General features: G+C 58.4%; 20 protein-coding genes, 5 tRNA genes and 1 pseudogene. 12 read left to right on the forward strand and 14 right to left on the reverse strand.

What is annotated here, in order from left to right; all coding sequences use genetic code 11:
- Positions 1-3 precede the first annotated feature (3 nt).
- Positions 4-1,848: a PHA/PHB synthase family protein gene (locus tag AB4Z52_RS10980; protein WP_442217946.1), complete on the reverse strand. Its 1,845-nt coding sequence runs from the start codon at positions 1,846-1,848 to the stop codon at positions 4-6.
- 158 nt (positions 1,849-2,006) lie between these two features.
- On the opposite strand from AB4Z52_RS10980, the gene AB4Z52_RS10985 reads away from it, so the two are divergent.
- From AB4Z52_RS10985 to recJ, 4 genes are all read left to right on the forward strand, one after another.
- Positions 2,007-2,411 carry a hypothetical protein gene (locus AB4Z52_RS10985; protein WP_442217947.1) on the forward strand — a complete coding sequence of 135 codons (405 nt, stop codon included), beginning with the start codon at positions 2,007-2,009 and terminating at the stop codon, positions 2,409-2,411.
- Between the two features lie 227 nt (positions 2,412-2,638).
- Entirely contained in the window at positions 2,639-3,856 is a 1,218-nt protein-coding gene (locus AB4Z52_RS10990) for an LL-diaminopimelate aminotransferase (protein WP_442217948.1), read from the forward strand.
- Positions 3,857-3,917: 61 nt separating this feature from the next.
- Positions 3,918-5,240, forward strand: a complete 1,323-nt coding sequence (locus tag AB4Z52_RS10995) for a homoserine dehydrogenase (protein ID WP_442217949.1) — start codon at positions 3,918-3,920, stop codon at positions 5,238-5,240.
- 20 nt (positions 5,241-5,260) lie between these two features.
- Complete coding sequence (gene recJ / locus AB4Z52_RS11000) at positions 5,261-7,063, forward strand: single-stranded-DNA-specific exonuclease RecJ (protein ID WP_442217950.1); 1,803 nt, start codon at positions 5,261-5,263, stop codon at positions 7,061-7,063.
- A gap of 49 nt (positions 7,064-7,112) precedes the next feature.
- On the opposite strand, the gene AB4Z52_RS11005 is transcribed toward recJ, so the two are convergent.
- From AB4Z52_RS11005 to gloA, 5 genes are all read right to left on the reverse strand, one after another.
- Positions 7,113-7,187: transfer RNA gene (locus AB4Z52_RS11005), tRNA-Glu, on the reverse strand.
- 107 nt (positions 7,188-7,294) lie between these two features.
- A tRNA-Glu gene (locus tag AB4Z52_RS11010) sits at positions 7,295-7,369 on the reverse strand.
- Between the two features lie 79 nt (positions 7,370-7,448).
- Positions 7,449-7,523, reverse strand: a tRNA-Glu gene (locus AB4Z52_RS11015).
- 235 nt (positions 7,524-7,758) lie between these two features.
- Positions 7,759-8,574, reverse strand: coding sequence for a hypothetical protein (locus tag AB4Z52_RS11020; RefSeq protein ID WP_442217951.1), 816 nt, complete (start codon positions 8,572-8,574; stop codon positions 7,759-7,761).
- A gap of 233 nt (positions 8,575-8,807) precedes the next feature.
- Entirely contained in the window at positions 8,808-9,248 is a 441-nt protein-coding gene (gene gloA / locus AB4Z52_RS11025; RefSeq protein ID WP_442217952.1) for a lactoylglutathione lyase, read from the reverse strand.
- A 197-nt stretch (positions 9,249-9,445) separates the two neighbouring features.
- Between gloA and AB4Z52_RS11030 the strand changes: the two genes are divergently transcribed.
- Both AB4Z52_RS11030 and AB4Z52_RS11035 read left to right on the forward strand, forming a co-directional pair.
- Positions 9,446-10,024, forward strand: a complete 579-nt coding sequence (locus AB4Z52_RS11030) for a cold-shock protein (protein ID WP_442217953.1) — start codon at positions 9,446-9,448, stop codon at positions 10,022-10,024.
- Positions 10,025-10,077: 53 nt separating this feature from the next.
- Positions 10,078-10,521, forward strand: a complete 444-nt coding sequence (locus AB4Z52_RS11035; RefSeq protein WP_442217954.1) for a DUF192 domain-containing protein — start codon at positions 10,078-10,080, stop codon at positions 10,519-10,521.
- Positions 10,522-11,083: 562 nt separating this feature from the next.
- Here the strand turns inward: AB4Z52_RS11035 and zwf are convergent.
- Positions 11,084-12,598 carry a glucose-6-phosphate dehydrogenase gene (gene zwf / locus AB4Z52_RS11040; RefSeq protein ID WP_442217955.1) on the reverse strand — a complete coding sequence of 505 codons (1,515 nt, stop codon included), beginning with the start codon at positions 12,596-12,598 and terminating at the stop codon, positions 11,084-11,086.
- Between the two features lie 157 nt (positions 12,599-12,755).
- Between zwf and AB4Z52_RS11045 the strand changes: the two genes are divergently transcribed.
- Entirely contained in the window at positions 12,756-12,917 is a 162-nt protein-coding gene (locus AB4Z52_RS11045; RefSeq protein ID WP_442217956.1) for a hypothetical protein, read from the forward strand.
- Positions 12,918-13,210: 293 nt separating this feature from the next.
- Here AB4Z52_RS11045 and AB4Z52_RS11050 read toward each other — a convergent pair.
- Positions 13,211-13,287, reverse strand: a tRNA-Pro gene (locus tag AB4Z52_RS11050).
- Positions 13,288-13,563: 276 nt separating this feature from the next.
- On the opposite strand from AB4Z52_RS11050, the gene AB4Z52_RS11055 reads away from it, so the two are divergent.
- From AB4Z52_RS11055 to AB4Z52_RS11065, 3 genes are all read left to right on the forward strand, one after another.
- The gene (locus AB4Z52_RS11055; RefSeq protein ID WP_442217957.1) at positions 13,564-14,286 is read left to right on the forward strand and encodes a thermonuclease family protein; all 723 of its coding nucleotides are present in this window, start codon (positions 13,564-13,566) and stop codon (positions 14,284-14,286) included.
- Positions 14,287-14,440: 154 nt separating this feature from the next.
- Positions 14,441-14,746, forward strand: a complete 306-nt coding sequence (locus AB4Z52_RS11060) for an ETC complex I subunit (RefSeq protein WP_442217958.1) — start codon at positions 14,441-14,443, stop codon at positions 14,744-14,746.
- Between the two features lie 64 nt (positions 14,747-14,810).
- A tRNA-Arg gene (locus AB4Z52_RS11065) sits at positions 14,811-14,887 on the forward strand.
- 80 nt (positions 14,888-14,967) lie between these two features.
- On the opposite strand, the gene AB4Z52_RS11070 is transcribed toward AB4Z52_RS11065, so the two are convergent.
- Positions 14,968-15,768, reverse strand: coding sequence for an SH3 domain-containing protein (locus AB4Z52_RS11070; RefSeq protein ID WP_442217959.1), 801 nt, complete (start codon positions 15,766-15,768; stop codon positions 14,968-14,970).
- 242 nt (positions 15,769-16,010) lie between these two features.
- Here AB4Z52_RS11070 and AB4Z52_RS11075 point away from each other — a divergent pair, with 242 nt between their 5' ends.
- Together AB4Z52_RS11075 and AB4Z52_RS11080 are read left to right on the forward strand one after the other, a co-directional pair.
- Positions 16,011-16,382 (forward strand): VOC family protein, encoded by a 372-nt coding sequence (locus AB4Z52_RS11075; RefSeq protein WP_442217960.1) that lies wholly within the window; start codon positions 16,011-16,013, stop codon positions 16,380-16,382.
- Between the two features lie 11 nt (positions 16,383-16,393).
- A complete protein-coding gene (locus AB4Z52_RS11080) occupies positions 16,394-16,879 on the forward strand; it encodes an EVE domain-containing protein (RefSeq protein ID WP_442217961.1) in 486 nt (161 codons plus the stop codon).
- Here the strand turns inward: AB4Z52_RS11080 and AB4Z52_RS11085 are convergent.
- From AB4Z52_RS11085 to AB4Z52_RS11105, 5 genes and pseudogenes are all read right to left on the reverse strand, one after another.
- Positions 16,866-17,669: pseudogene (locus tag AB4Z52_RS11085) on the reverse strand (SUMF1/EgtB/PvdO family nonheme iron enzyme). The gene AB4Z52_RS11080 and the pseudogene AB4Z52_RS11085 sit on opposite strands and share 14 nt — an antisense overlap.
- Before the next feature lie 407 nt (positions 17,670-18,076).
- Entirely contained in the window at positions 18,077-18,850 is a 774-nt protein-coding gene (locus AB4Z52_RS11090; protein WP_442217962.1) for an amino acid ABC transporter ATP-binding protein, read from the reverse strand.
- 17 nt (positions 18,851-18,867) lie between these two features.
- Positions 18,868-20,022 carry an amino acid ABC transporter permease gene (locus AB4Z52_RS11095; RefSeq protein WP_442217963.1) on the reverse strand — a complete coding sequence of 385 codons (1,155 nt, stop codon included), beginning with the start codon at positions 20,020-20,022 and terminating at the stop codon, positions 18,868-18,870.
- Between the two features lies 1 nt (position 20,023).
- Positions 20,024-21,217, reverse strand: coding sequence for an amino acid ABC transporter permease (locus AB4Z52_RS11100; RefSeq protein ID WP_442217964.1), 1,194 nt, complete (start codon positions 21,215-21,217; stop codon positions 20,024-20,026).
- A 96-nt stretch (positions 21,218-21,313) separates the two neighbouring features.
- Positions 21,314-22,342 carry an amino acid ABC transporter substrate-binding protein gene (locus AB4Z52_RS11105; RefSeq protein ID WP_442217965.1) on the reverse strand — a complete coding sequence of 343 codons (1,029 nt, stop codon included), beginning with the start codon at positions 22,340-22,342 and terminating at the stop codon, positions 21,314-21,316.
- Positions 22,343-22,521 lie beyond the last annotated feature (179 nt).

The following is a 22,521-nucleotide window of genomic DNA, read 5'->3' on the forward strand; positions in this document are numbered from 1 at the left end:
GGTTCAGGCCTGTTCCATGACGAAAGAACCCGGCGCCTCTTCAATCGCGTTCATGGCGCCGCCGCCGGGGATGCGGGCGGCCACGCGGCGACTGTCCTTCTCCTCGATCCATGAATGCCAATGCGGCCACCAGGAGCCGGCAGTCTCTTTCGCCTGCGCAATCCATGTATCGAATTCGCCCTTAACCACGCCGCCGGTCCAGAATTGATATTTGTGCCTGTCGGGATGATTGACGACGCCGGCGATATGTCCCGAGCCGGTGACAACGAAATCGACCGGCCCGCCGAAGAACTGGCTGCCGAGGAAAACCGATCTGGCAGGCGCAATATGGTCCTCACGCGTGGCGAGATTGTAGATCGGAATCTTGACGTCCTTCAGGGAAAGCCTCTTGCCGTCGAGCACCATTTTCCCCTGGCTCAATGTGTTGTCCAGATAGCAGTTGCGCAGATAGAAGGAGTGATTGGCAGCGGCCATGCGGGTACTGTCGGCGTTCCAGTAGAGCAGGTCGAAGGGCATCGGCTCCTGGCCCTTTAGGTAGTTGTTGACGAAATAGGGCCAGATCAGCTCCGACGCGCGCAGCATATTGAATGCCGTCGCCATTTTCGAGCCGTCGAGATAGCCGACGGCTTTCATCTGGTTCTCGAGTGCCTCGATCTGCTCCTCGTCAACGAAGACCTTGAGGTCGCCGGCATAGGTGAAATCGACCTGCGTCGTCAGCAGTGTCGCCGATCGGATCCGCTTGTTCTTCTCTTTGGCATGCAGCGCCAGCGTTGCCGCCAGCAGCGTGCCCCCGACGCAATAGCCGATGGCGTTGACCTCGGTCTCCCCGGTCGATTTCTCTATCGTATCCAGCGCAAACTCAATCCCTTCGCGGGCATAGGCCACCCAGTCCTTGCCGGCATGCCGGCTGTCCGGATTGACCCATGAGATGACGAAGACCGTCTGCCCCTGATCGACGCACCATTTGATGAATGATTTTTGCGGATTGAGGTCGAGAATATAGAACTTGTTGATCCAGGGCGGGCAGATGAGGAGCGGTCTCTTGAGCACCGTGTCGGTGGTCGCGTCATACTGGATGATCTGGCAGATATCGCTCTGGGCGATGACTTTGCCTGAGGTCAGCGCCATGTTCTTGCCGATGGCGAACTTGCTCATGTCGGTCTGCCTGAGCTTCAAAGCTCCGCCGCCGGCACTGATGTCCTCGGCCAGCATTTTCATGCCGCGCACGAGGTTCTCGCCATTCGACGCAACGGTTTCTCGATAGAGTTGCGGATTGGTGGCAACGAAATTGGCCGGCGATAGCGCAGCCGTGATCTGCTTGACGTAGAAAGCCGCCTTGTGGCGGGTGTGAGCGTCGAGCCCATCGGCGTCGATGACGAGCTTTTCAGCCCAGTCCGCGGTCAGGAGATAGGTCTGCCGCAGGAAATCGAAAAAGGGATTCTTCTGCCAGTCGTCGTCTGCGAAGCGCTTGTCCTTGGCAGGAGGCGGGCTCTCGATTGGCTCCTCGTTGCCGCTCAGGCGTTGCATCGAGCGGGTCCAAAGTCCGAAATAGCCCGACATCAGCTGCGTCTGTGCCTCGAAGGCGCGCTGCGGATCGGAAATCCAATATTCGGTAACCTTGGACAGCGTCTTGACCATATCGGTCATCGGATCGATGTCCTCAGCGCGTTCGCCACGCTCTCGAGGTGCAAGCCATGCTGATGCCGCCTTGCCCAGGCTCTCGAGCGCGCGGGCGAAATTCATCGCCATCGCCTCTGGATCCTTGACGATATAGGCCTCGACCGACTTCGGGTCGAAGCCGGGATAGGCGCGGTTGCCCTCGCTATCGTCCTGCTTGCTGTCGGTCACGCGTCATCCTCCCGGCGGCAGCACTGTTTTGTTTTCCATTTGTACATCGTGGCGGAAAAGGAATACAAGTTCCAATGACAGGCAAGCGTCCTCTTGCTTTGCTGCTGCGACAAATTTAACAGTCATGTGTGCGACGCAGACAGGGCAGGACAAGAATGATGGACGGCGGCATGGTGGCAAGTTTCAACCGGTATTTCGTGATCTGCGGCATTCTCGCGATCGCGCTCGCCGGATGCACCACGCCAGCGCAGCGCGCAGCATATGCTGCCAAGCGCGCGGCCCCGCAACCCGTCGTCATGAAGTCCAACGAGGGCAAGCCGATGGACGGGTCCGCCGCTGCGGTATCGGCGAACGGCTTCCCCGATTTCAACACGCCGCTGACGGCCGCCAACGTTCAGATCAGCGACCAGCAGGCAACCGACATCCGGGCGCAGCTGACCGCGCTGGGCGCGCAGAAGAAGGCGGGCACGATTACACAGGCGGAATACGATCGCCGGGTGATCGAAATGCGCAAGCTTGCTGCCAATCACGGCCAGGATACCTTGTCGGAAATCCAGAAATAACCTTGCCTTTCAGGCGATTTGGACGCAAAGCGTTCGACGACGCAGATTTCCCGCTATATCTTTCCGGGTTCGAGGCAAGCGGTGCAATCGACTGCCTAATTTTAACCGCATCCCTCGCGTCATGATAGAAATACGGCGCCGCGATTCCGAAGTTCGTATCGCGGCAGTCCGGAAGACGAACGAACTTCGGTGTGGTCGTTTTGGCCGCTGTCCCATGGGGTCTAGAAATGGAAGAGTTTCACAAAGTCCGGCGCCTGCCGCCTTATGTCTTCGAACAGGTCAACCGTTTGAAGGCCAGCGCGCGAGCGGGTGGGGCCGATATCATCGACCTCGGCATGGGAAACCCCGATCTTCCGACCCCGAAGGCCATTGTCGACAAACTGTGCGAGGTCGTGCAAGACCCGCGCACGCATCGTTATTCCTCTTCCAAGGGCATTCCTGGCCTTCGCCGGGCGCAGGCTGGCTATTATGCGCGGCGATTCGGCGTCAAGCTGAACCCGGATACGCAGGTCGTTGCCACGCTCGGGTCGAAAGAAGGTTTTGCCAACATGGCGCAGGCGATTACCGCGCCGGGCGACGTCATCCTTTGCCCGAACCCGACCTATCCGATCCACGCCTTCGGCTTCCTGATGGCCGGCGGCGTCATTCGCTCGATGTCGGTCGAGCCGGACGAGAGCTTCTTTCCGCCGCTGGAGCGGGCAGTCAGGCACTCCATCCCAAAGCCGATCGCGCTGATCCTCAACTACCCGTCCAATCCGACGGCCTATGTGGCAACGCTTGATTTCTACAAGGATGTCATCGCCTTCGCCAAGAAGCACGACATCATCGTCCTTTCGGACCTTGCCTATTCGGAAATCTATTTCAACGATGCGCCGCCGCCTTCCGTTCTGGAGGTGCCCGGGGCCATGGACGTTGCGGTCGAATTCACCTCGATGTCGAAGACCTTTTCCATGCCCGGTTGGCGCATGGGCTTTGCCGTCGGCAACGAGCGCCTGATCGCAGCGCTGACGCGGGTCAAATCCTATCTCGACTACGGCGCTTTCACGCCGATCCAGGTTGCCGCAACCCATGCGCTCAACGGCGACGGCTCCGACATCGCCGAGGTGCGCAGCATCTACAAGCGCCGCCGCGACGTGCTGGTCGACAGCTTCGGCAAGGCCGGGTTCGACATCCCGCCGCCGGCGGCGACGATGTTTGCATGGGCGAAGATACCGGAAAAGTTCCGCCACCTCGGTTCGCTCGAGTTCTCCAAGCTGCTGGTGGAAAAGGCTGATATCGCGGTGGCACCTGGCATCGGCTTCGGCGAGCAGGGCGACGAATACGTCCGCATCGCCCTTGTCGAGAACGAGCACCGCATCCGCCAGGCCGCGCGCAATCTGAAGCGTTTCCTGTCGACGGCGGACGAGACCATGCATAATGTGATTTCGCTCAACGCTCACCGTTGATCTCATTATTCTCCGGCAGCCGCCAAGGCTGCCGGTTCATGACATTTATCAGGAACGATCCATGGCAGATGCCCTCAAAATCGGCATTGCGGGCTTAGGCACCGTCGGTGCAGCGCTCGCTCGTATCATTCAGCAGCGCGGCGATGAACTCACCGCCACCTGTGGCCGACCGATCAGGATCGTTGCCGTCTCTGCGCGGGATAAAACCAAGGATCGCGGCATCGACCTTTCCGGCGTCGAATGGTTCGACGGCCCGGTCGACCTGGCCCACAAGGCGGATATCGATGTCTTTGTCGAACTAATCGGCGGGTCAGAAGGTGCGGCCAATGCTTCGGTGCGGGCAGCCCTTGCCCGCGGTCTCCATGTGGTGACGGCCAACAAGGCCCTCCTTGCCTATCACGGAGTCGAATTTGCCGAGATCGCGGAAGAGAAAGGCACGCTCCTGAATTTCGAGGCGGCAGTCGCCGGCGGCATTCCCGTCATCAAGGCGCTGCGCGAATCGCTGACCGGCAACACCATTTCACGCGTCTATGGCATCATGAACGGCACCTGCAACTACATCCTGACCCGGATGGAGAAAGAGGGATTGTCTTTCGCCGATTGCCTCAGGGAAGCGCAGCGTCTCGGCTATGCTGAAGCCGATCCTGCCTTCGATATCGAGGGCAACGATACGGCCCACAAGCTGGCTATCCTGACGACGCTTGCCTTCGGCAACCGTATTGCCGCCGACGATATCCATCTCGAGGGCATCACCAATATCTCGATCGAGGACATTCGCGCCGCGTCGGAGCTCGGATACCGCATCAAGCTTCTCGGCGTCGCCCAGCGCACCGATACCGGCATCGAACAGCGGGTCCATCCGACCATGGTACCGCTTGATTCGGTCATCGCCCAGGTCGATGGGGTCACCAATGCCGTGGCGATCGAATCCGACATTCTCGGCGAACTGCTGATGGTTGGCCCTGGCGCCGGTGGCAATGCGACCGCGTCCTCCGTGCTCGGCGACATTGCCGACATCGCCAAGAGCCAGCCTGGCGCGCAGCGCGTGCCGGTGCTTGGACATCCCGCAAAACAGTTGAAGCCCTACCAGAAGGCCCAGATGCGGCGGCATTCGGGCGGCTACTTCATCCGCCTGACGGTCGAGGATCGCACCGGCGTCTTTGCAAGCGTCGCCGGCCGCATGGCTGAAAACAATATCTCGCTCGAATCGATCGTCCAGCGCTCCAAGCAGCATCTGTCTCCTTCCGACCATCAGACGATCATCCTTGTCACCCACGCGACCCAGGAAGATTCCGTCCGCAAGGCAGTCGCGGCCATCAAGACCGAAGGCTATCTCGTCGGCGAACCCCAGGTCATCCGTATCGAGCGGCCGAGGGAAGACTGACTCGAGAAGCGAGGGGAACGGTGGAAACCGCGGCCGATCCTGTACAGCGGGCCTTTCTGGGTGTCGAGCGCTCGATCTTGGGAAACCGCTGGGTCGCGCGGCTGGATCAGGCCGGTCAAAATCGTGCGCTTGCCATGGCGCAGACGCAGGGTATGCCGGATTTGATCGCCCGGGTTCTGGCCGGTCGCGGGGTCGGCGTCGAAGAGGCCACCGCTTTTCTCGACCCGACGATCCGCGGATTGATGCCGGATCCCTATACGATGACCGATTGCAAAGAGGCAGCGCTGCGTCTGCTGCAGGCAGTCAAGGCAGGCGAGAGTGTCGCAATCTTTGGCGACTATGACGTCGATGGCGCCTCCTCCTCGGCGCTGCTTTTTCGTCTCCTCAATCACTTCGGCGTGCCGGCAACGATCTATATCCCGGATCGCATTTTTGAAGGCTACGGGCCAAATCCCACTGCTATCAACCAGTTGATCGACAACGGCGCTCGGCTGATCGTCACGGTCGATTGCGGATCGACCAGCTTCGAAGCGTTGGAAGCGGCGAGGGTGCGTGGCGTTGACGTGGTTGTCATCGATCACCATCAGGTCGGCGCCGCGTTGCCTCCATGCCATGCGCTAGTCAATCCCAACCGCGAAGACGATTTATCGGGCCAGGGCCACCTCTGCGCTGCCGGCGTCGCCTTCCTTGTTCTGGTTGCGACCCTTCGCCTTCTGCGCGAGGCTGGCGACAGGCGGGTGAATACGATCGACCTTCTAGCCTGGCTCGATATCGTGGCACTTGCAACCGTCTGCGATGTCGTGCCGCTGAAGGGTTTGAATCGCGCCTATGTCGTCAAGGGCCTGATCGCAGCGCGCCACCAGGGCAATGCCGGCCTGTCGGCGCTTTTTCGCAAGGCCGGCCTCGGCGGTCCGATAACACCCTATCATTTCGGCTTCATGATCGGCCCGCGCATCAACGCCGGCGGCCGCATCGGCGATGCGGCGCTCGGTAGCCGCCTGCTTACGCTGGAGGACAATACCGAGGCCGAGGCAATCGCCGAGCGGCTTGACGATCTCAACAAGGAGCGCCAGGCCATGGAAGTGGCGATGCTGCAGGAGGCGGAGGCGGAAGCACTCGCCGAATACGGCAATGGCGACGGCGCCTCGGTCATCGTCACGGCGCGCGAAAATTGGCATCCCGGCATTGTCGGTCTGATCGCGTCACGATTGAAGGACAAGTTCAGGCGCCCGGCCTTTGCGATCGCGTTCAATTCCTCCGGAATCGGCACCGGTTCCGGCCGGTCGATTACTGGCTTCGACATGGGCCGCATGGTGCGCGCGGCGGTCGATGCCGAACTGCTCGTCAAGGGTGGCGGGCATGGAATGGCTGCCGGCCTGACGGTCGAGCGCGCCAATCTTGGCAAGCTTAGAGCCTTTTTCACTGAGAAAGCTGAAAAGCAGGTGCAGGGCCTCGTTGCAAACGAGACGCTGAAGATCGATGGAGCGCTCGGTGCGACCGGCGCGACGGTCGATCTTGTCGACAAGCTGGAAACCGCCGGTCCCTACGGTTCCGGCCACCCGCAACCGATTTTTGCCATCCCCGCCCACCGGCTGCGCGATGTCCGCCTGGTCGGCAAGTCGCACGTCAAGATAACGCTTGAGGCGCAGGACGGCGGCAAGCTGGAGGGGATAGCTTTTCGCTCAGTGGAGACGCCGCTCGGCAACCTCCTGCTCAATTCCCGCGGGGCGCAGCTCCATGTAGCAGGGACGCTCGGTGCCGATCATTGGCAAGGCTCGCGTCGCGTGCAACTGCGCGTGACGGATGCAGCCAAGGCGCCGTAGGAAAACGGCGCTGTGGCCGGCAACTCAAATTAGACGTTCGTTTGGGAAGTGGTACGCCCTAGGGGAGTCGAACCCCTCTTTACAGAATGAAAATCTGTCGTCCTAACCGATAGACGAAGGGCGCATACCGTGGCGCCCTTATAGTCAGGGGCCCCCAATCCCGCAAGAGGAAAATCACGCCTCGCGGGCAGAAATTGGGGGTAAGTTCTGCCAGGCAAATGGAGCCGTGGATGGTACGCCCTAGGGGAGTCGAACCCCTCTTTACAGAATGAGAATCTGTCGTCCTAACCGATAGACGAAGGGCGCATGCGTGAAGACAAAGATAGGGAAAATTTAGTTGCCCTGCAAGCAAGCGTCGCTCAAATGCTGATGCGGGGGGAAACACTGGTACGCCCTAGGGGAGTCGAACCCCTCTTTACAGAATGAAAATCTGTCGTCCTAACCGATAGACGAAGGGCGCGTCCGGTGTGTGGCGCCCTTATAGTCAGGCGATTTCAATCCCGCAAGCCGCTATTTCGGCTTTTCCGTAAAAAAATGACAGAATGATTGCAATCTGCGCAATCGGGAAATAGTGACGTTTAACAGCACGTTATATCGGATTGTCGAAGTGACTGCTGCAGCGCCAGGCCCATCCCCGCCCCAGATTTTGTTGACTCGGAGCAAGCTTGCCGCGGACAGCTTTCCGTCTGTTGCGTCTACTTTAGCGATGCCGCCATGCCGGGCGTCATCGTTATGTCGGAGCTGGGTTGCGGCAGTGTTGCAATCGCGCTTCCCTGCGGCATCGTCATGTTTCCGCCCTGGCTCTGCTTTGCAGCAAGGGAGCGCGCGACCATCAGCGCCTCCTGGCTATCGAGCATATGTGACTTGCCCGGAGGAGGAAGAATGCGGGATGGCGTCGCATCCGCCGTTGGCCTGCCCCTCGCCGATGCTGGCATCGCGGCAGCCTGCCGTGGCTGCGGCTGCGGCGGTGCTGCGTTCTGGGACGTCTGTTCGCTCAGTGGCATGATGCCAACCTGCTGCGGCATCGGAGCAGGGGCAAGCGCTGGGCTGCTGTAAACGTTGCGAAATGGCTGGGGAGCGGCATAGGCCTCGACCGGGCCGGCAAGCGTCCCGTCCGGCCGCACCGCGATTGGCGGCGCCGCCGAATAGATGCTCGACCTGTTAGCGTTGAGCGCGGTCGGCTGCGTAACGAGGCCGCCTATCCCCGCCGAGCCGCCAACGGACCCGGCAGGGGGCGTCGGGGCACTGGGATAAAAGCCGGTGCTGCTCTGCGATTGAGCAACGTCACGCTGCGCGCCGGTAACACTTCTGACCTGCGGATCGCGATAGCCGCCGGGCTTCTGCGCGGCCGCCGCCTTGGCATTGAGTGCTGAAGCAAGCTGCTCCGAGGCGCTGATCTCTGGCTTGATCTCGCCGGCTTCCTTCGTCTTTGCCTTTGTGGTGACGCATCCGGAAAGGGCAACCACGGAGACCAACAGCGCGATCAGACTGATGCCGTTCCGAGTGCTCAAAATTATCTGCCGGTGGCGCAAAGGATGTTCCTCGCTCATGTCTGAACAAGCGTCGGAACCTATCCCGCCTGGGATGATGCTTCCTGGAGCGCGGATGGTAGAGGCGCCCCCGAATCCGATGCCTGATGCTTCGATAAGGTCGAACATGCAGGGCAGCGGTGGCCTTCGCAAGTGCGCGCAGCGCTCAAGACGATGCTATTCGCACTTGCCGCAAGCCTCGGGAAAGCCTCGCTTTACCAGACCCCTGTATTGGCCATGGAAGCCCAGGGTTCGGAGGAGGGAAGATTCTCGCCCTTCTGGATCAACTCGATGGAAATCCCGTCTGGCGAACGCACGAAAGCCATATGGCCGTCGCGTGGAGGACGGTTGACCGTGACGCCGCTGTCCATCAATTTCTGGCAGATCGCATAGATGTCGTCCACCTCGTAGGCGAGGTGTCCAAAGTTGCGGCCACCGGTATAGTTCTCGGTGTCCCAGTTGTAAGTCAGCTCCAGACAGGGAGACAGATTGGCGCGCGCGAGATCTATATCGCCTTTTGCGGCAAGAAAGACTAAGGTGAAGCGGCCCTTCTCGTTCTCATATCGGCGTATTTCGGTGAGACCGAACAATGTGGTGTAAAAGTGTAACGATGCGTCGAGATCTTTGACGCGAACCATTGTGTGCAGGTATCTCATTCTATTTCCTCTCTAATGTTGCATTCGTCTTTTTTAGATGACGTTACGCCAGCCTGGGGCAAGTCTCAGGAGCGAGATTTGCAGTTGGTAATAATCGAAAACTAGCACTTGCGCTTTTCGGTTACCAAGATGTTAATCTTCATTTGAAGAATCAGTTGACCGTAACAGTGTGACGCGTAATCGAGGGGCTGGCGAAGATGGGTGACCGAATTTCATCGAGTGGAATTGCCGACTTTGAAGAGCTGTCGGGGGAAGCAGTCGAGCTCATCGAAATCAGTGGCGTTGTCAAGTGGTTCGACGTCGCCAAGGGCTTCGGTTTCATCGTTCCCGATAACGGCATGCAGGATGTTCTCCTGCACGTGACCTGCCTGCGCCGCGACAACTATCAGACTATCCTCGAAGGCACCCGGATCGTTGCACTCATTCAGAAGCGGGATCGCGGCTACCAGGCTTTCAAGATCCTTTCCATGGATCAGTCGACTGCCGTGCATCCGTCACAGCTGCCGCCGGTTCGCACCCATGTTCAGGTCACGCCGACGAGTGGGCTCGAGCGAGCCCTGGTCAAATGGTTCAACCGCACCAAAGGCTTCGGCTTCCTGACGCGGGGCGAGGGGACCGAAGACATCTTCGTACACATGGAAACCCTGCGCCGCTTCGGCCTGACGGAACTGCGCCCCGGGCAGGTGGTTCTCGTTCGTTTCGGGCCTGGTGAAAAGGGTCTGATGGCAGCCGAAATACATCCTGATTCACCAAGCCCCGTCAGCAGGCCGCACTAATGGGGTCCCGCATCCTTGTGATCTTGAAAAGCGCCCTACTGGCGCTTTTTTTCATGAGCGCCGCTCCAACGGTATCGACGCCTGTGCTCGCGCAGCAGGAGGCCGTCCAGTTCGCGTCCGAGCCTCTGACGATAAAGACAGCCAAGGGCGCCACGCATAGCTTCACGGTCGAGCTCGCGACCACTGAAGACCAGCGCGAATACGGCCTGATGTTCCGCAAGGTCATGCCGCCGGACCACGGCATGTTGTTCGTTTTTGAAAAAATGCGCGACATCATGATGTGGATGGAGAACACGCCATTGCCGCTCGACATGCTTTTTCTCGATGCCGATGGAAAGATCACCCATATCCAGGAAAATGCCGTCCCCTATTCAAAGGCGATCATCAATTCCGGCGGGCCGGTGAAATACGTGATCGAGCTCAATGGCGGCATCGTCAAGAAGTTCGGCCTGAGCGTCGGCGACAATGCATCAAGCGCAACGATTGCCAAAAGATAGGTTTTAAAAGGGGGAAATGGTCCGAGTGGATAGATTGGAAATCGGATAGTTCATTGAAAAGAAACGATAATTGTCGGTTTTGTAACGTCGTGACGTGCTAAGATTTGTGACCTTGACGATGGTTGTCTACAAGGCTGACGAGATTGGCCCATGCTTGGCAATCTAGGCTTTCACACTTCATAAATGTCGCAGTTTCTTCGATTGATTACGCACCCTCCATGGTTCTTCCAGCTCCTCCAATTCAGCATTCATAAACTCGGCCGGTGGCAACTCAAGTCCTGCTTTCATACGAGCACTGATAATCTTTGCGCGTGTCTTGGTATGCGGCCGTAAATCGGCCAAACAACATGTGCCGTATTGGATTTGGGTCATCGTCGTAGCGGCCGTTGAGGCAGATAGCTTCCCTTCTGTCTCTTTTATTCGTTTATCCCGAGTTTTAAGACGGCTTTCAAGGTTGCTAACCTTTTCGCTTAGGAGGAATCTGCCAACCACAAACCCGGCACGTAGCTGCAACAAGAAGCCATATGGTTCGCTCCATTGGAGTTGAAGGACGGCGGTCCAGCTATTGCTGCTTGTCGCGACCCGAAGCCGTGCCCAACGCGTGCCATTGCCGACCATCACGCTTGATCAGGTCTTCCGCACAGGCCGGCCCTGTGCTACCCGGCTCGTAGGGCTCCGGTTTGCCGCCCTTCGCCCATGCGTCGAGGAAGGGCTGCACCGCTGCCCATCCCGCTTCGATGCCGTCTGCACGCTGGAACAGCGTTTGGTCGCCCACGAACAGTTCGTACAGAAGGGATTCGTATCCCGTCATCTTGCCGATGTCGAAAGCGTCGGCGTATCGGAAATCAAGCGAGGCGGGCACCGTGTCTACCGAAAGCCCCGGCGACTTGATCGATATTTCCATGCTGATACCTTCGTCTGGCTGCACCTGGATAATTAGGCGGTTCGGCGGCAAGTGGCGACTGACGTCGGTCTTCCGGAACTGGGCGAATGGTACTTGGCGGAACGTGACGACGATCTCTGTATCGCGCGCCGTCATGGCCTTTCCAGTCCTCAGATAGAACGGCACGCCCGCCCATCGCCAAGTATCTGCATAGAGCTTCAATGCCACAAATGTCTCGGTGGTGGTATCGGGGGACACGTCTGGCGTTTGAGCGAAGCCAGGGATGTCTCTTCCATTGAGTGCTCCGGCGGAATAAGCGCCACGGGCGGAATGGATCTCCGCCTCTTCCGGCGTGTATATCCGTAGTGCGCTTAGAAGTTTACTTTTCTCATTGCGAATTGCCTCGGCGTCGAAACTATTCGGTGGCTCCATGGCCACCAGGGCCAGCAATTGAAACAGGTGGTTCGGCACCATGTCACGCAGCGCACCGGTGGCATCATAGAATTTGCCACGACTCCCGACATCGACAGTCTCGGCTGCGGTGATCTGTACGTTGTCAATGAAATTGCTGTTCCAAAGTGACTCGATCATCATGTTGGCGAAACGGGTTGTCATGATGTTCTGAACCGTCTCTTTGCCGAGGAAATGGTCGAGCCGATAAACCTGGCTCTCGGCAACGTTGGAGAGGATCAGCGCGTTTAGCGCCCGTGCCGAGGCAAGGTCTGTCCCGAACGGCTTCTCGATCGCTATCCTCCGAAAAGTGCCGTTCGTTTCGTGGGTCAGGCCGTGCAGAGCCAATTTTTCAACGATCGCTCCGAAGAACTGTGGCGGCACCGCAAAGTAGAAGGCCGCATTTCCGTGCGGAGCCAGCGCGAGTTTGCGGCTAATTTCGAGAAAGAGGTCGTCCTTGGTGAAATCGCCTGAGACATAAGAAATCCGCTGGCGCAGCCTCAGCCAAGCTTCATCTTTCGAAAGCGGACTGTCTCCGCCTAGCCCCGAAAGAAACTCGTCCAGGCGTCGCCGGAGCATTTCGTCGTCACCAGGTTCGATGCCCACGCCGAGAATGTTCAGATCGTCGCCAGCCAGGCCGCTACGAGTGAGATTGACCACGGCCGGTACTAGGAGGCGGCGCGTTAGATCGCCTGTGGCTCCGAATATAACCAAGGTTACCGGAGGGGAGAGGGTTGCGTCCAAGATGCGATATCCTCGATTTCTGGTTGGGATACGGAGGTCGGAATTGCGCAATCAGTTAGCTAATGCCACCAGATCCGGCTGCGAAGTTATCGCCAATGAAGCCCTCGCGACAGTCCTAAAATGTGCTGTCTATGTAGCACAATGCGGAGACGCGAAGATGGCTAAACAACGAAAATTCGCCAGAGGCGATGCTACGGTGTTCAGTATTCCTTATGCGCTGCAAAAGATGCTGGGCGTGGAAGTCGGCACGGAGTTGACCTTAGCTGTAAATATCGCAGCCCTTGTCAAGATCAGATTCTGCTCCTGGAGGGACAATTGAAATTTCACGATCTTTTCACGGCGAGATGCCGTGCCATTCGACGTAACGGCGAGTTATCCGGCGTCCCGCGTCCACTTCACCCACATCCCAGCGGGCATGCGAGAGGTTGCTTGGCATAAGGTCCCAGAGCCCGTGCTTACGGTCAGGCTGAATGGTTCGGTTGAATACAAGACGAGGAAGGTGGAGGCGCGCCACGTCTAGGCGGGTAGCTTTGTGTTAGTGGAAGACACACACGGCAAGGGCCATTTGCCACGCTACCCACTTGCAAGCCTCGCCCGGCAGGGGGAAGGCGATGGTCGGAGTGGAGAGATTCGAACTCCCGACCCTCTGGTCCCAAACCAGATGCGCTACCAGACTGCGCTACACTCCGAACCGGGCCGAACCGGCGATGCAGGGGAGATACACGCTTCACCCCCGCGCTGCAACAGCAAAAATTCCACTTTCAACACTGTCTGCGATGGCGGCCTGAAGCGATGCTTCATCCGCGCTGTGAAGCGTTCACCGCCTGACGCCAATTGTGCCCCGCCGCCCGCCTTCGCCCATTGCCCAAGAAAAATTGCAAAAGCGCCAGCACCTCGGCGTGATGCCAACCTTTCGGAAAGGGTTGCCGGCGATAATCCTGGCGAGGACGGTATAGAGGTGAACCATGGCAGCGAAACGCGCAAGGCGAAGGCAATCGGCAAGGGGCAGGTCGAGAAGCGGCAGCGGCTTCGGCATGTTGCCATGGCTGGCGCTCGGCACCGTGGCGCTCATCGTCGGATATGATCATTGGAGTGATATCAGGCCGAAGGCGTTGGCTGTAGCGCATATGGCCAGCTCGGCGGTCAGTACACCCTCGTCGGCGCTCAAGGCATCGCCGTCGCCATCTTCCAAACAAATCGCCGCCAAGTCATCGGACACCAAGTCGTCGGACGCATTGCCGGTGCCGCCGGCTGCGATTCCTGTCTCTATGCCCGTGCCAGCCGCGATGCGCCTGCAGTCGATGCCGCCGGTGCCGTCTGCAGCACCCGTTCCGGCATCTGTGTCCGAGAGTTTCGGCCTCTGTGGCGAGGGAGCCCATTTCAATTGCGTCCTTGACGGCAATACCTTCTGGGTGCGCGGCATCAAGATCCGTCTTGCCGATGTCGACACGCCGGCGCTCAATCCGCCGCGCTGCGTCGAGGAGGAGCGCCGCGGCCTAGCGGCAAAGGTTCGGCTGTTGGGCTTGTTGAACTCCGGTCCCTTTACTCTTGAAGCAGTCGCGCATGAGGACGAGAAGGGCGAGAAGCTGCGGACGGTGCTGCGCGGTGGCAGGTCGATCGGCGAGACTTTGATCACGGAAGGCCTGGCGCATCGCGCCGCCGGCAGCCGCGCTTCGTGGTGCGCATAAACCTCTTCCAGCTCCCCGATCCGCATTGGGCGCCTTTTCGCTTGAAAATAGCGGGATTCGCGGCTAAGCAAAACCAACATCGCAACGTACCCAAGGCATGGCGATGATAGAGATTAAAAAGCGGCATCGCCGCTTCATTCGGAGGCGCGCAGCGATGTCTGCCAAGATCTACCGTCCCGCGAAAACCGCAATGCAGTCGGGCAAGGCGAAGACCAACGTTTGGGTTCTGGAATTCGACCAGGAAAGCCCGCGCAAGATCGATCCGATCATGGGCTATACCTCCTCGGCCGACACGCGCCAGCAGCTGAAGCTGACGTTCGAGAGCCAGGCTCAGGCGGAAGCCTATGCCAAGCGCAACGACATAGACTACCGAGTGATCCCCCCGAAGGAAGCAACGCGGCAGACCTTGTCCTACACCGACAATTTCCGCTACAACCGCATTCAGCCCTGGACGCATTGATCGCGTTATCGGCAGTATATCTATAGCCTTCGCCGCATCAAATTCGGACGGCGAAGCACAAAAGGGCCCCTTAGCTCAGCTGGATAGAGCACCTGCCTTCTAAGCAGGTGGTCGCAGGTTCGAGTCCTGCAGGGGTCGCCATCAACTTGTGGGTCCAGAGAGATTGGAATTTGGTTCCTCGCCGGGAGCGAGGAACGCCTTCGCGCTGGCCGATGACAACCCTATCGGTTGGAGCCGCGTGGCGATTGGCCGGTGCAATCCGGCAGGCCGCATGAGTCGGGGCTATAGGGCCCGGCTTTGTTGTCGTTTCTCGGCGGCGGATTGTTGTGCCTGTCGGGCTGCCTTTCCGGCCGTGGCTGGGCGTTGTCGGCGCGCGGTGGCGGTGGATTGCGGTCGGGACGTTGCGCCTGCGGGTTGCGGTCAGGGCGATTGTTCCAGTCCGGATTGTTGTCTCCCTGCCTGTTCCAGTCGCGTCGGCGGTCCGGCTGCCTGTTCCAATCCTGGTTGTCGTCGGGTTGATCGCCCCAGTCCGCATTGTCGTTCTGCCGGCGGCGCCAATCGGGATCCGGCCGGTTATCCCGCTGGTACTGATCGTAATTGTCCTGCCGGTTACCCCAGCTGCCTTCCTGCCGCCAGCGATCCCGGTCACGGTAGAAATCACGGCCTCGGTAGTACCGTCCCCAGTAATTATCCAGGTCGAAGCCAATCGTTGGGATGCCGAGTGGAGCGTAGTACTCCGGTCCGACATAGACCCGCCTTTGCTGGTAGATGGCCTGGACATAGCGGCCTGCGACCCAGCCTCTCCCTCCAACGAATGACACGTCACACCAGGGTGTCTCTGCAAGGCAGCCGTTTATGTTCAAGGGAACTCCCGCGGGGATCATCGTGACGGCGGGATAGGCAGTGCTGGGACCGGATCGCATGTTCACATTGGCTGTCGCGTAGCCCTCGGCGGCCTGCGCGACGACGGGCGCCACGATGGCTGCCAACAAGGCGATCGCGCTGAGAAGCCTCTTCCTCATGAACTTCACTCCCTACCGTTCGGCGCGTGGCCGAATCATGTCGTTGCTGTTTGACTTGCCATAATTCTAAGGAGACGCTTATGAACGGGACTTGAATACGGGAGTAGGGCCCTCGGGGGGAGAGGCTTGAGCGCAATTTGAGTGCATCGCCGGCAGATATCGAACAAATTCTTGATCACTACTGCCAGAAAGCGGCAGCATGTCCTGATATCGTTGCTTCAGTTCAAAGAGGAGAGAAAGTCATGTTCCGCCAGAATTTCATGCTGCTTTACGTCGATAGCCCCGCCGCCAGTCAGACGTTCTACGGTTCGCTGCTCGGGCGCGAACCGGTCGAATCTTCGCCGACTTTTGCACTGTTTGCCCTCGATTCCGGGTTGATGCTCGGGCTCTGGTCTCGCCACACGGTGGAGCCGGCGGCCTCGGCTGCGGGTGGCGGCGGAGAGGTCGCGTTCACCGTCGAGAACGAAGCCGATGTCGATGCGACCTATCGGGAATGGAAGGGACGTGGCCTTTCGATCCTTCAGGAGCCGACGACGATGGATTTCGGCCGGACTTTCGTCGCGCTCGATCTCGACGGCCACCGCCTGCGCGTTTTTTCTCCCGAGCAGGAATAGGAGCAACCGTCATGAGCGGACATTGGATTGCGGTTGCCTCGGCGGAACACGTCAGGCGCGGCCGCGAGCAGGGTTTCATGCAGGTTTGCCATGGAAAGGGCGCGCCACTCAGGCGCGTCAAGCCCGGCAACGGCATTGTGTATTATTCTCCATCGACGACAATGGGCGTCAACGACCGTCTGCAGGCATTTACCGCTCTCGGCACAGTGTGCGATCACGAGCCCTATCTCGTGGAGATGGATGGCGGCTTTAATGCCTACCGCCGCGACGTTCTATGGAAAGACGGTGTCGAGGTCCCCATTCGGCCACTGCTCGATAGCCTGGAATTCACCGAGAACAAGTCCGCATGGGGCTATCAACTGCGCTTCGGGCTATGCCCAATCAGCGGCCATGACTTTCATCTGATCGAGGCAATGATGTTGAGGGCATCCAATCCGCTTGAGAACGCCAACGTGCGCACCACCGATCTCAGCGCGCCCTTGTTCAGCCTCGCTTGAGGCATCTGAAGCCGACGTGGCTGGTTGACGTGTCTTCCGGCTCCGCATGGCGCGCCGCCGGCCTATAGCGGCGGCAAAAATTCGGCGCGCAGAGGTGCGAGCCGCCTTTGAGGACACGCTGCGCGATGAGGATGGCCGGCTGGCGTGGATCGTAGCTCGCCTCCAACGCGCCGCCGCGCGGGTTCTTCGGGATGCAGCAGGATTTCGCCGCCGGTTCCGGGTGCCGCGTCGACCAGAAGTCGGACGTCCACTCCCAGACGTTGCCGATCATGTCGTAGACGCCATAGCCGTTTGCGGGGAAGCTGCGAATAGGTTTCGTTCTGTCGAGCCCGGGTGGCTTGGTGCTATGGGTCGGAAAGGTTCCCTGCCAGGTGTTGGCCATCAGCTTGCCATCGGGGGTGAGCTCGTCGCCCCAGGCAAATTCGACGCCCTCGAGGCCGCCACCGCGAATATCGCTCCGCCCGCCATAGGGATGATGCCAGTTTGCCCCAAACTTGAACGACCGCCATTGGCTGATATCGTTGCCGTTGAGGGGGCCTTTCGGCGGGGTGAAGACAAGTGATCCCGCCCTCAACATGTCTGGCTGCGCACCCGGATAATCCCTTGGATCGGGGGCTTTTTCAGCGACAGTCACATAGCCGGTTGCCTTGACGAAGGCGGCAAACTGGCGATTTGTCACCAGCGTCGCATCGATCCAGAAACCGTCGACGGCAACAAGGTGCGCCGGTGCTTCCTCTGGATAGGCTCAATCCGAGCCCATTTCAAATGTACGACCTTTGATCCATATCATGTCGTCGGTGCGGGCCGCAGCATTCGGCGCATTGGCCTGGTCGACGTCTTTTTGCGGTTGAAAAGCAACTTCGGTCACAGTCGCATCCTCTCGTCTTCGTTGGCAGCATAGCATCGACGGCTCCACCGGCAATGCCGATCTGAACCGCAGTCAGGTCAAAGGATTGAGATCGGGAAGCATGCCATCGCTGCGAACAAGCTTTCTCGATCGTCTTCGTCTCTGGCGGTCGCGTTTGAGGCCGTCTCGTAACGCTCCGAAATCCACCGTTGCGGCTGTAGCGTTTCATCTGTCGATGGAAAAATCTATCCCAGATTGTATAAGATTCTATATTTCACAATTCGCAATCAAAAGAAGCCCGCCGCCTGCAAGGCAGGGGCGGGCTGATGTCGTCCTGGGGAAACGGCAGATCAGTGAAGGATCTGGCTGAGGAACAGCTTGGTACGCTCATGTTGCGGGTGGTCGAAGAATTCGGCCGGCGAATTCTGCTCGACGATCTGGCCCTGGTCCATGAAGATGACCCGGTTCGCCACCTGGCGGGCGAAGCCCATTTCATGGGTGACGCAAAGCATGGTCATGCCTTCTTCGGCAAGGCCCACCATCGTGTCGAGCACTTCTTTGATCATTTCCGGATCGAGCGCCGATGTTGGCTCGTCGAACAGCATGATCTTCGGATTCATGCAAAGCGAGCGGGCGATCGCGACGCGCTGTTGCTGACCGCCGGAGAGCTGGCCTGGATATTTCAGCGCCTGGTCAGGGATCTTGACGCGGGTGAGGAAGTGCATGGCGACTTCTTCAGCCTGCTTCTTCGGCATCTTGCGCACCCAAATCGGGGCGAGGGTGCAGTTTTCGAGAATGGTCAGGTGCGGAAATAGATTAAAGTGCTGGAACACCATGCCGACTTCGCGCCGCACCTCGTCGATCTTCTTCAGATCGTTGGTGAGCTCGACGCCGTCGACGATGATGTTGCCCTTTTGGTGTTCCTCGAGACGGTTGATGCAGCGGATCATCGTCGATTTTCCGGAACCGGACGGTCCGGCGATGACGATACGCTCGCCGCGCATGACCTTGAGGTTGATGTCACGAAGCACGTGGAAGTCGCCATACCACTTGTTCATGTTGATGATTTCGACCGCAACCTCGGTCTCGGAGACGGTGAGTTTTTTGAGTAGGGGTTCAGCCATGTTTTTTCCCTCGAGTCTTATCTTTTGTGGCCAGTGTCTAGATGGCGTTCCATGAAGCCTGAATAGCGCGACATACCGAAGCAGAATAGCCAGAAAACGAAACCTGCGAATATCAGTCCGGTCAGTGGTGTGACTGGGGTTAGCCATCTGGCGTCCCCGAAGCTGGCTTTGACGATGCCGAGCAGGTCATACATGTTGATGATCGATACCAGCGAGGTATCCTTGAACATGCCGATAAATGTGTTGACGATGCCGGGAACGACCAGCTTGATTGCCTGCGGCATGATGATGAAGGTCATCTTCTGGAAGTAGTTCAATCCAAGCGAGTCTGCGCCTTCATACTGGCCCTTCGGAATGGCTTGGAGACCGCCGCGAATGACTTCCGCCATGTAAGCCGAAGCGAAAATCGACACGCCGACGAGTGCACGGAGGAATTTGTCGATGTTGGTCCCGGGCGAGAGGAACAATGGCAGGAGTACACTTGCCATGAAGAGCACCGTGATCAGGGGTACGCCGCGAACCAGTTCGATGAAGCCGATGCAGGCAGCCTTGAGGATCGGCATGTTCGATCGCCGCCCAAGGGCGAGCACGATGCCGAAAGGCAACGACACAACAATGCCCACGAAGGACAAGATCAACGTCACCAACAAACCACCCCAGCTGGATGTCTCGACATGGGAGAGGCCGAACCAGCCTCCGAGGAGCAGGATGAAGGCGAGTATCGGCAAAGCCACGAGGAGGAGAAGCGCGTTCAGCCCTTTGCGCGGCGCAGACGGCATCAGGAAGGGAACCAGCAGCCCTACGAACAGAACGGCTATCAGGATCGGCCGCCAGAGCTGGTCACGCGGATAAGAACCGACCATGAACTGGGTAAACCAGTCTCCGACATAGGCCCAGCAAGCGCCTCTCCAACCATCTGGCTGCGTACCGCCCTGGCTGATTGTTGCGCATGCCGTGCGATCGTGACCGATCCACACCGCCTTGATAAACAGGAAATCAACAACAGACACCAGGAACCAAACGACGACCACCGCCACCACAACGGTCAGGATCGAATCCTTCGGGCTGGCGAAAAGATTGTGCCTGGCCCAACCGCGAACGGTCTTGTCACTAAGCGGGGCCGTTTCAGCGGCGATGAGGTTCTCACGAACAAAAGCGATCTGACCGGTCATCTTAGCGCTCCACCAATGCCATACGGGCGTTGAACCAGTTCATGAAAAGCGAAGTAACAAGGCTCAGCGACACATAAATCACCATCCAGATACCAATGATCTCGATCGAGTGGCCCGATTGATTGAGGATCGTTCCACCGACCGCAACGAGGTCTGCATATCCGATGGCTACCGCGAGCGAGGAGTTTTTTGTCAGGTTCAGATACTGCGACGTGAGCGGCGGAATAATGATGCGAAGCGCCTGCGGCAGGACAACCAACCGCGTCGTTAGACCAGGGCGGATGCCAAGCGCATGTGCTGCTTCCGATTGACCCTTCGAAACGCCGCGGATCCCGGCGCGGACGATTTCGGCAATGAACGCGGCTGTGTAGAAGGACAACGCCATATAAAGCGACAGAAACTCCGGGCCGACGACAGTGCCGCCACTCATGTTGAATTTTCCGAGTACCGGAACATCAAACGTAACTGGAAAACCGGCGATGCCAAAAGCAATCAAAGGCAGACCCACGATCAGGCCAAGATTGATCAGAAGCACCGGTGGTCTCTTGCCGGTCGCCAGCTGCTGCTTGTTGGCCCATCGGGTGTAGACAATTGCGCCGACCACGCCCAGCACAAAGGCGATCGGTACGATCCAGACAGCCGCTCCAAAAACCGGGGCGGGCATGAAGATGCCACGGTTGCTGACATAGACGGATAGGGGCAGGGACAACGCCTTCTTGACGTCCGGCAAAAGCGACAGAACGCCCTTGTACCAGAAGAAGATAACAAGAAGCGGGGGAATGTTGCGGAAGACTTCGACGTAAACCGTCGAAAGTTTGGCAATCAGCCAGTTGTGCGAGAGGCGTCCGATGCCGACCAGCAACCCGACGACCGTGGCGGTTATGATCCCGGCAATCGCAACGATCAGGGTATTGATCAAGCCGAGGACGAGGGCACGGAAATACGTCGAGTCGCTCGAATATTGAATAGGAGTCTGGGCTATATCAAAGCCAGAGCGACCGTTCAGGAAGCTGAAACTCGTTGTCATGTTGGCCTTGGCCAGGTTTTGCGCCGCATTGGTGCTCGCGTACCAGATGAGCCAGGCGAGAAAGATTACAGTAAGCGCCTGATAGACAAACTGGCGCAGCTGTTGATTGTAAAGCAAAGAACGCCAGGAACGACTGTCGCCGGTCCCTTCTGCGGCTGCAACGGCCATACATTTTCCCCTGTTTCCACTCGCCCTTTTCGAGCGTTATCTTTTCGGCTGCGGGAAAACGCAGAGCGTCTTCCCGCAGTTCAGTTTAGTTGACGATCACCGGATCGGCGGTGAGTATTGCAGACCGCCCTTGTTCCACAGGGCATTCAAGCCGCGCTTTATCTTGAGCGGGCTGCCTTCGCCGACATTGCGTTCGAAAGCTTCACCATAGTTGCCTACTAGCTTGACGATGTTATAGGCCCACTTCTCGTCAAGACCGAGATCCTTGCCGATCGTCTCGTCCTTTTCCTGGCCGAGAAAGCGCTTGATATCGGGATTTTCAGACTTTGCCATTTCATCGACGTTTGCCTGGGTGATGCCAAACTCTTCGGCTGTAACCATCGCGTAATGTGCATAGGACACAACGTCGAACCACTTGGAATCATTCTGGCGTACAGCCGGGCCGAGCGGCTCCTTGGAAATGATTTCAGGCAGGACGATGTTGTCGTCCGGGTTGGCGAGTGACAGGCGGATTGAATACAGGCCGGATTGGTCGGTTGTGTAGACGTCGCAACGACCCGAGCTATAGGCTGCGTCGACTTCTTCCTGCTTTTCAAAGACGACTGGCTTGTATTCGAGCTTGTTAGCCTTGAAGTAGTCCGCAAGGTTTAGCTCAGTTGTTGTGCCGGACTGGACGCACACAGCTGCTCCGGACAATTCGAGCGCCGACTTCACGCCGATGCTCTTGTGGACCATGAAGCCCTGGCCGTCATAATAGTTGATGGCGCGGAAATCGAAGCCGAGCTGACTGTCGCGGCTGGCGCTCCAGGTCGTATTGCGGGCGAGAACGTCGATTTCGCCTGACTGCAACGCCGGAAACCGGTCCTTTGCCGACAGGGGCGTGTATTTGACTTTGTCAACGTCTCCGAACACAGCTGCCGCAACTGCCTTGCAGAGGTCGACGTCCAGACCCGACCATTTGCCAGAAGAATCTTGCGCACCAAAGCCTGCCAGATTCGAGCCGTTAACACCGCACTGCACGAAGCCCTTTGCCTTGACATCGTCGAGCGTCGAAGCCGAAGCACCTGACACGCCAAATGCCAAGGCTGCTGAGCCAATTATGAGAGACAGAAGCGTCTTTTTCATTTTTCCCAACCTTTTTTACGTGTTTTATAATTGATTTGTATCGCTGCCCGAAAGGCTCGCAAACGAGCCATCTCCGTCGCCCTCCCGGCGCGAGTGAACCTATCACAGTCGGAAATGCATTCATGGTCAAGAGAAGGCCTTAATTATTGCGGCTTAATTCGGCATTTTGCCTGAATTTG

This window comes from Rhizobium sp. 2YAF20 (assembly GCF_052114685.1).
Classification (GTDB): domain Bacteria; phylum Pseudomonadota; class Alphaproteobacteria; order Rhizobiales; family Rhizobiaceae; genus Rhizobium.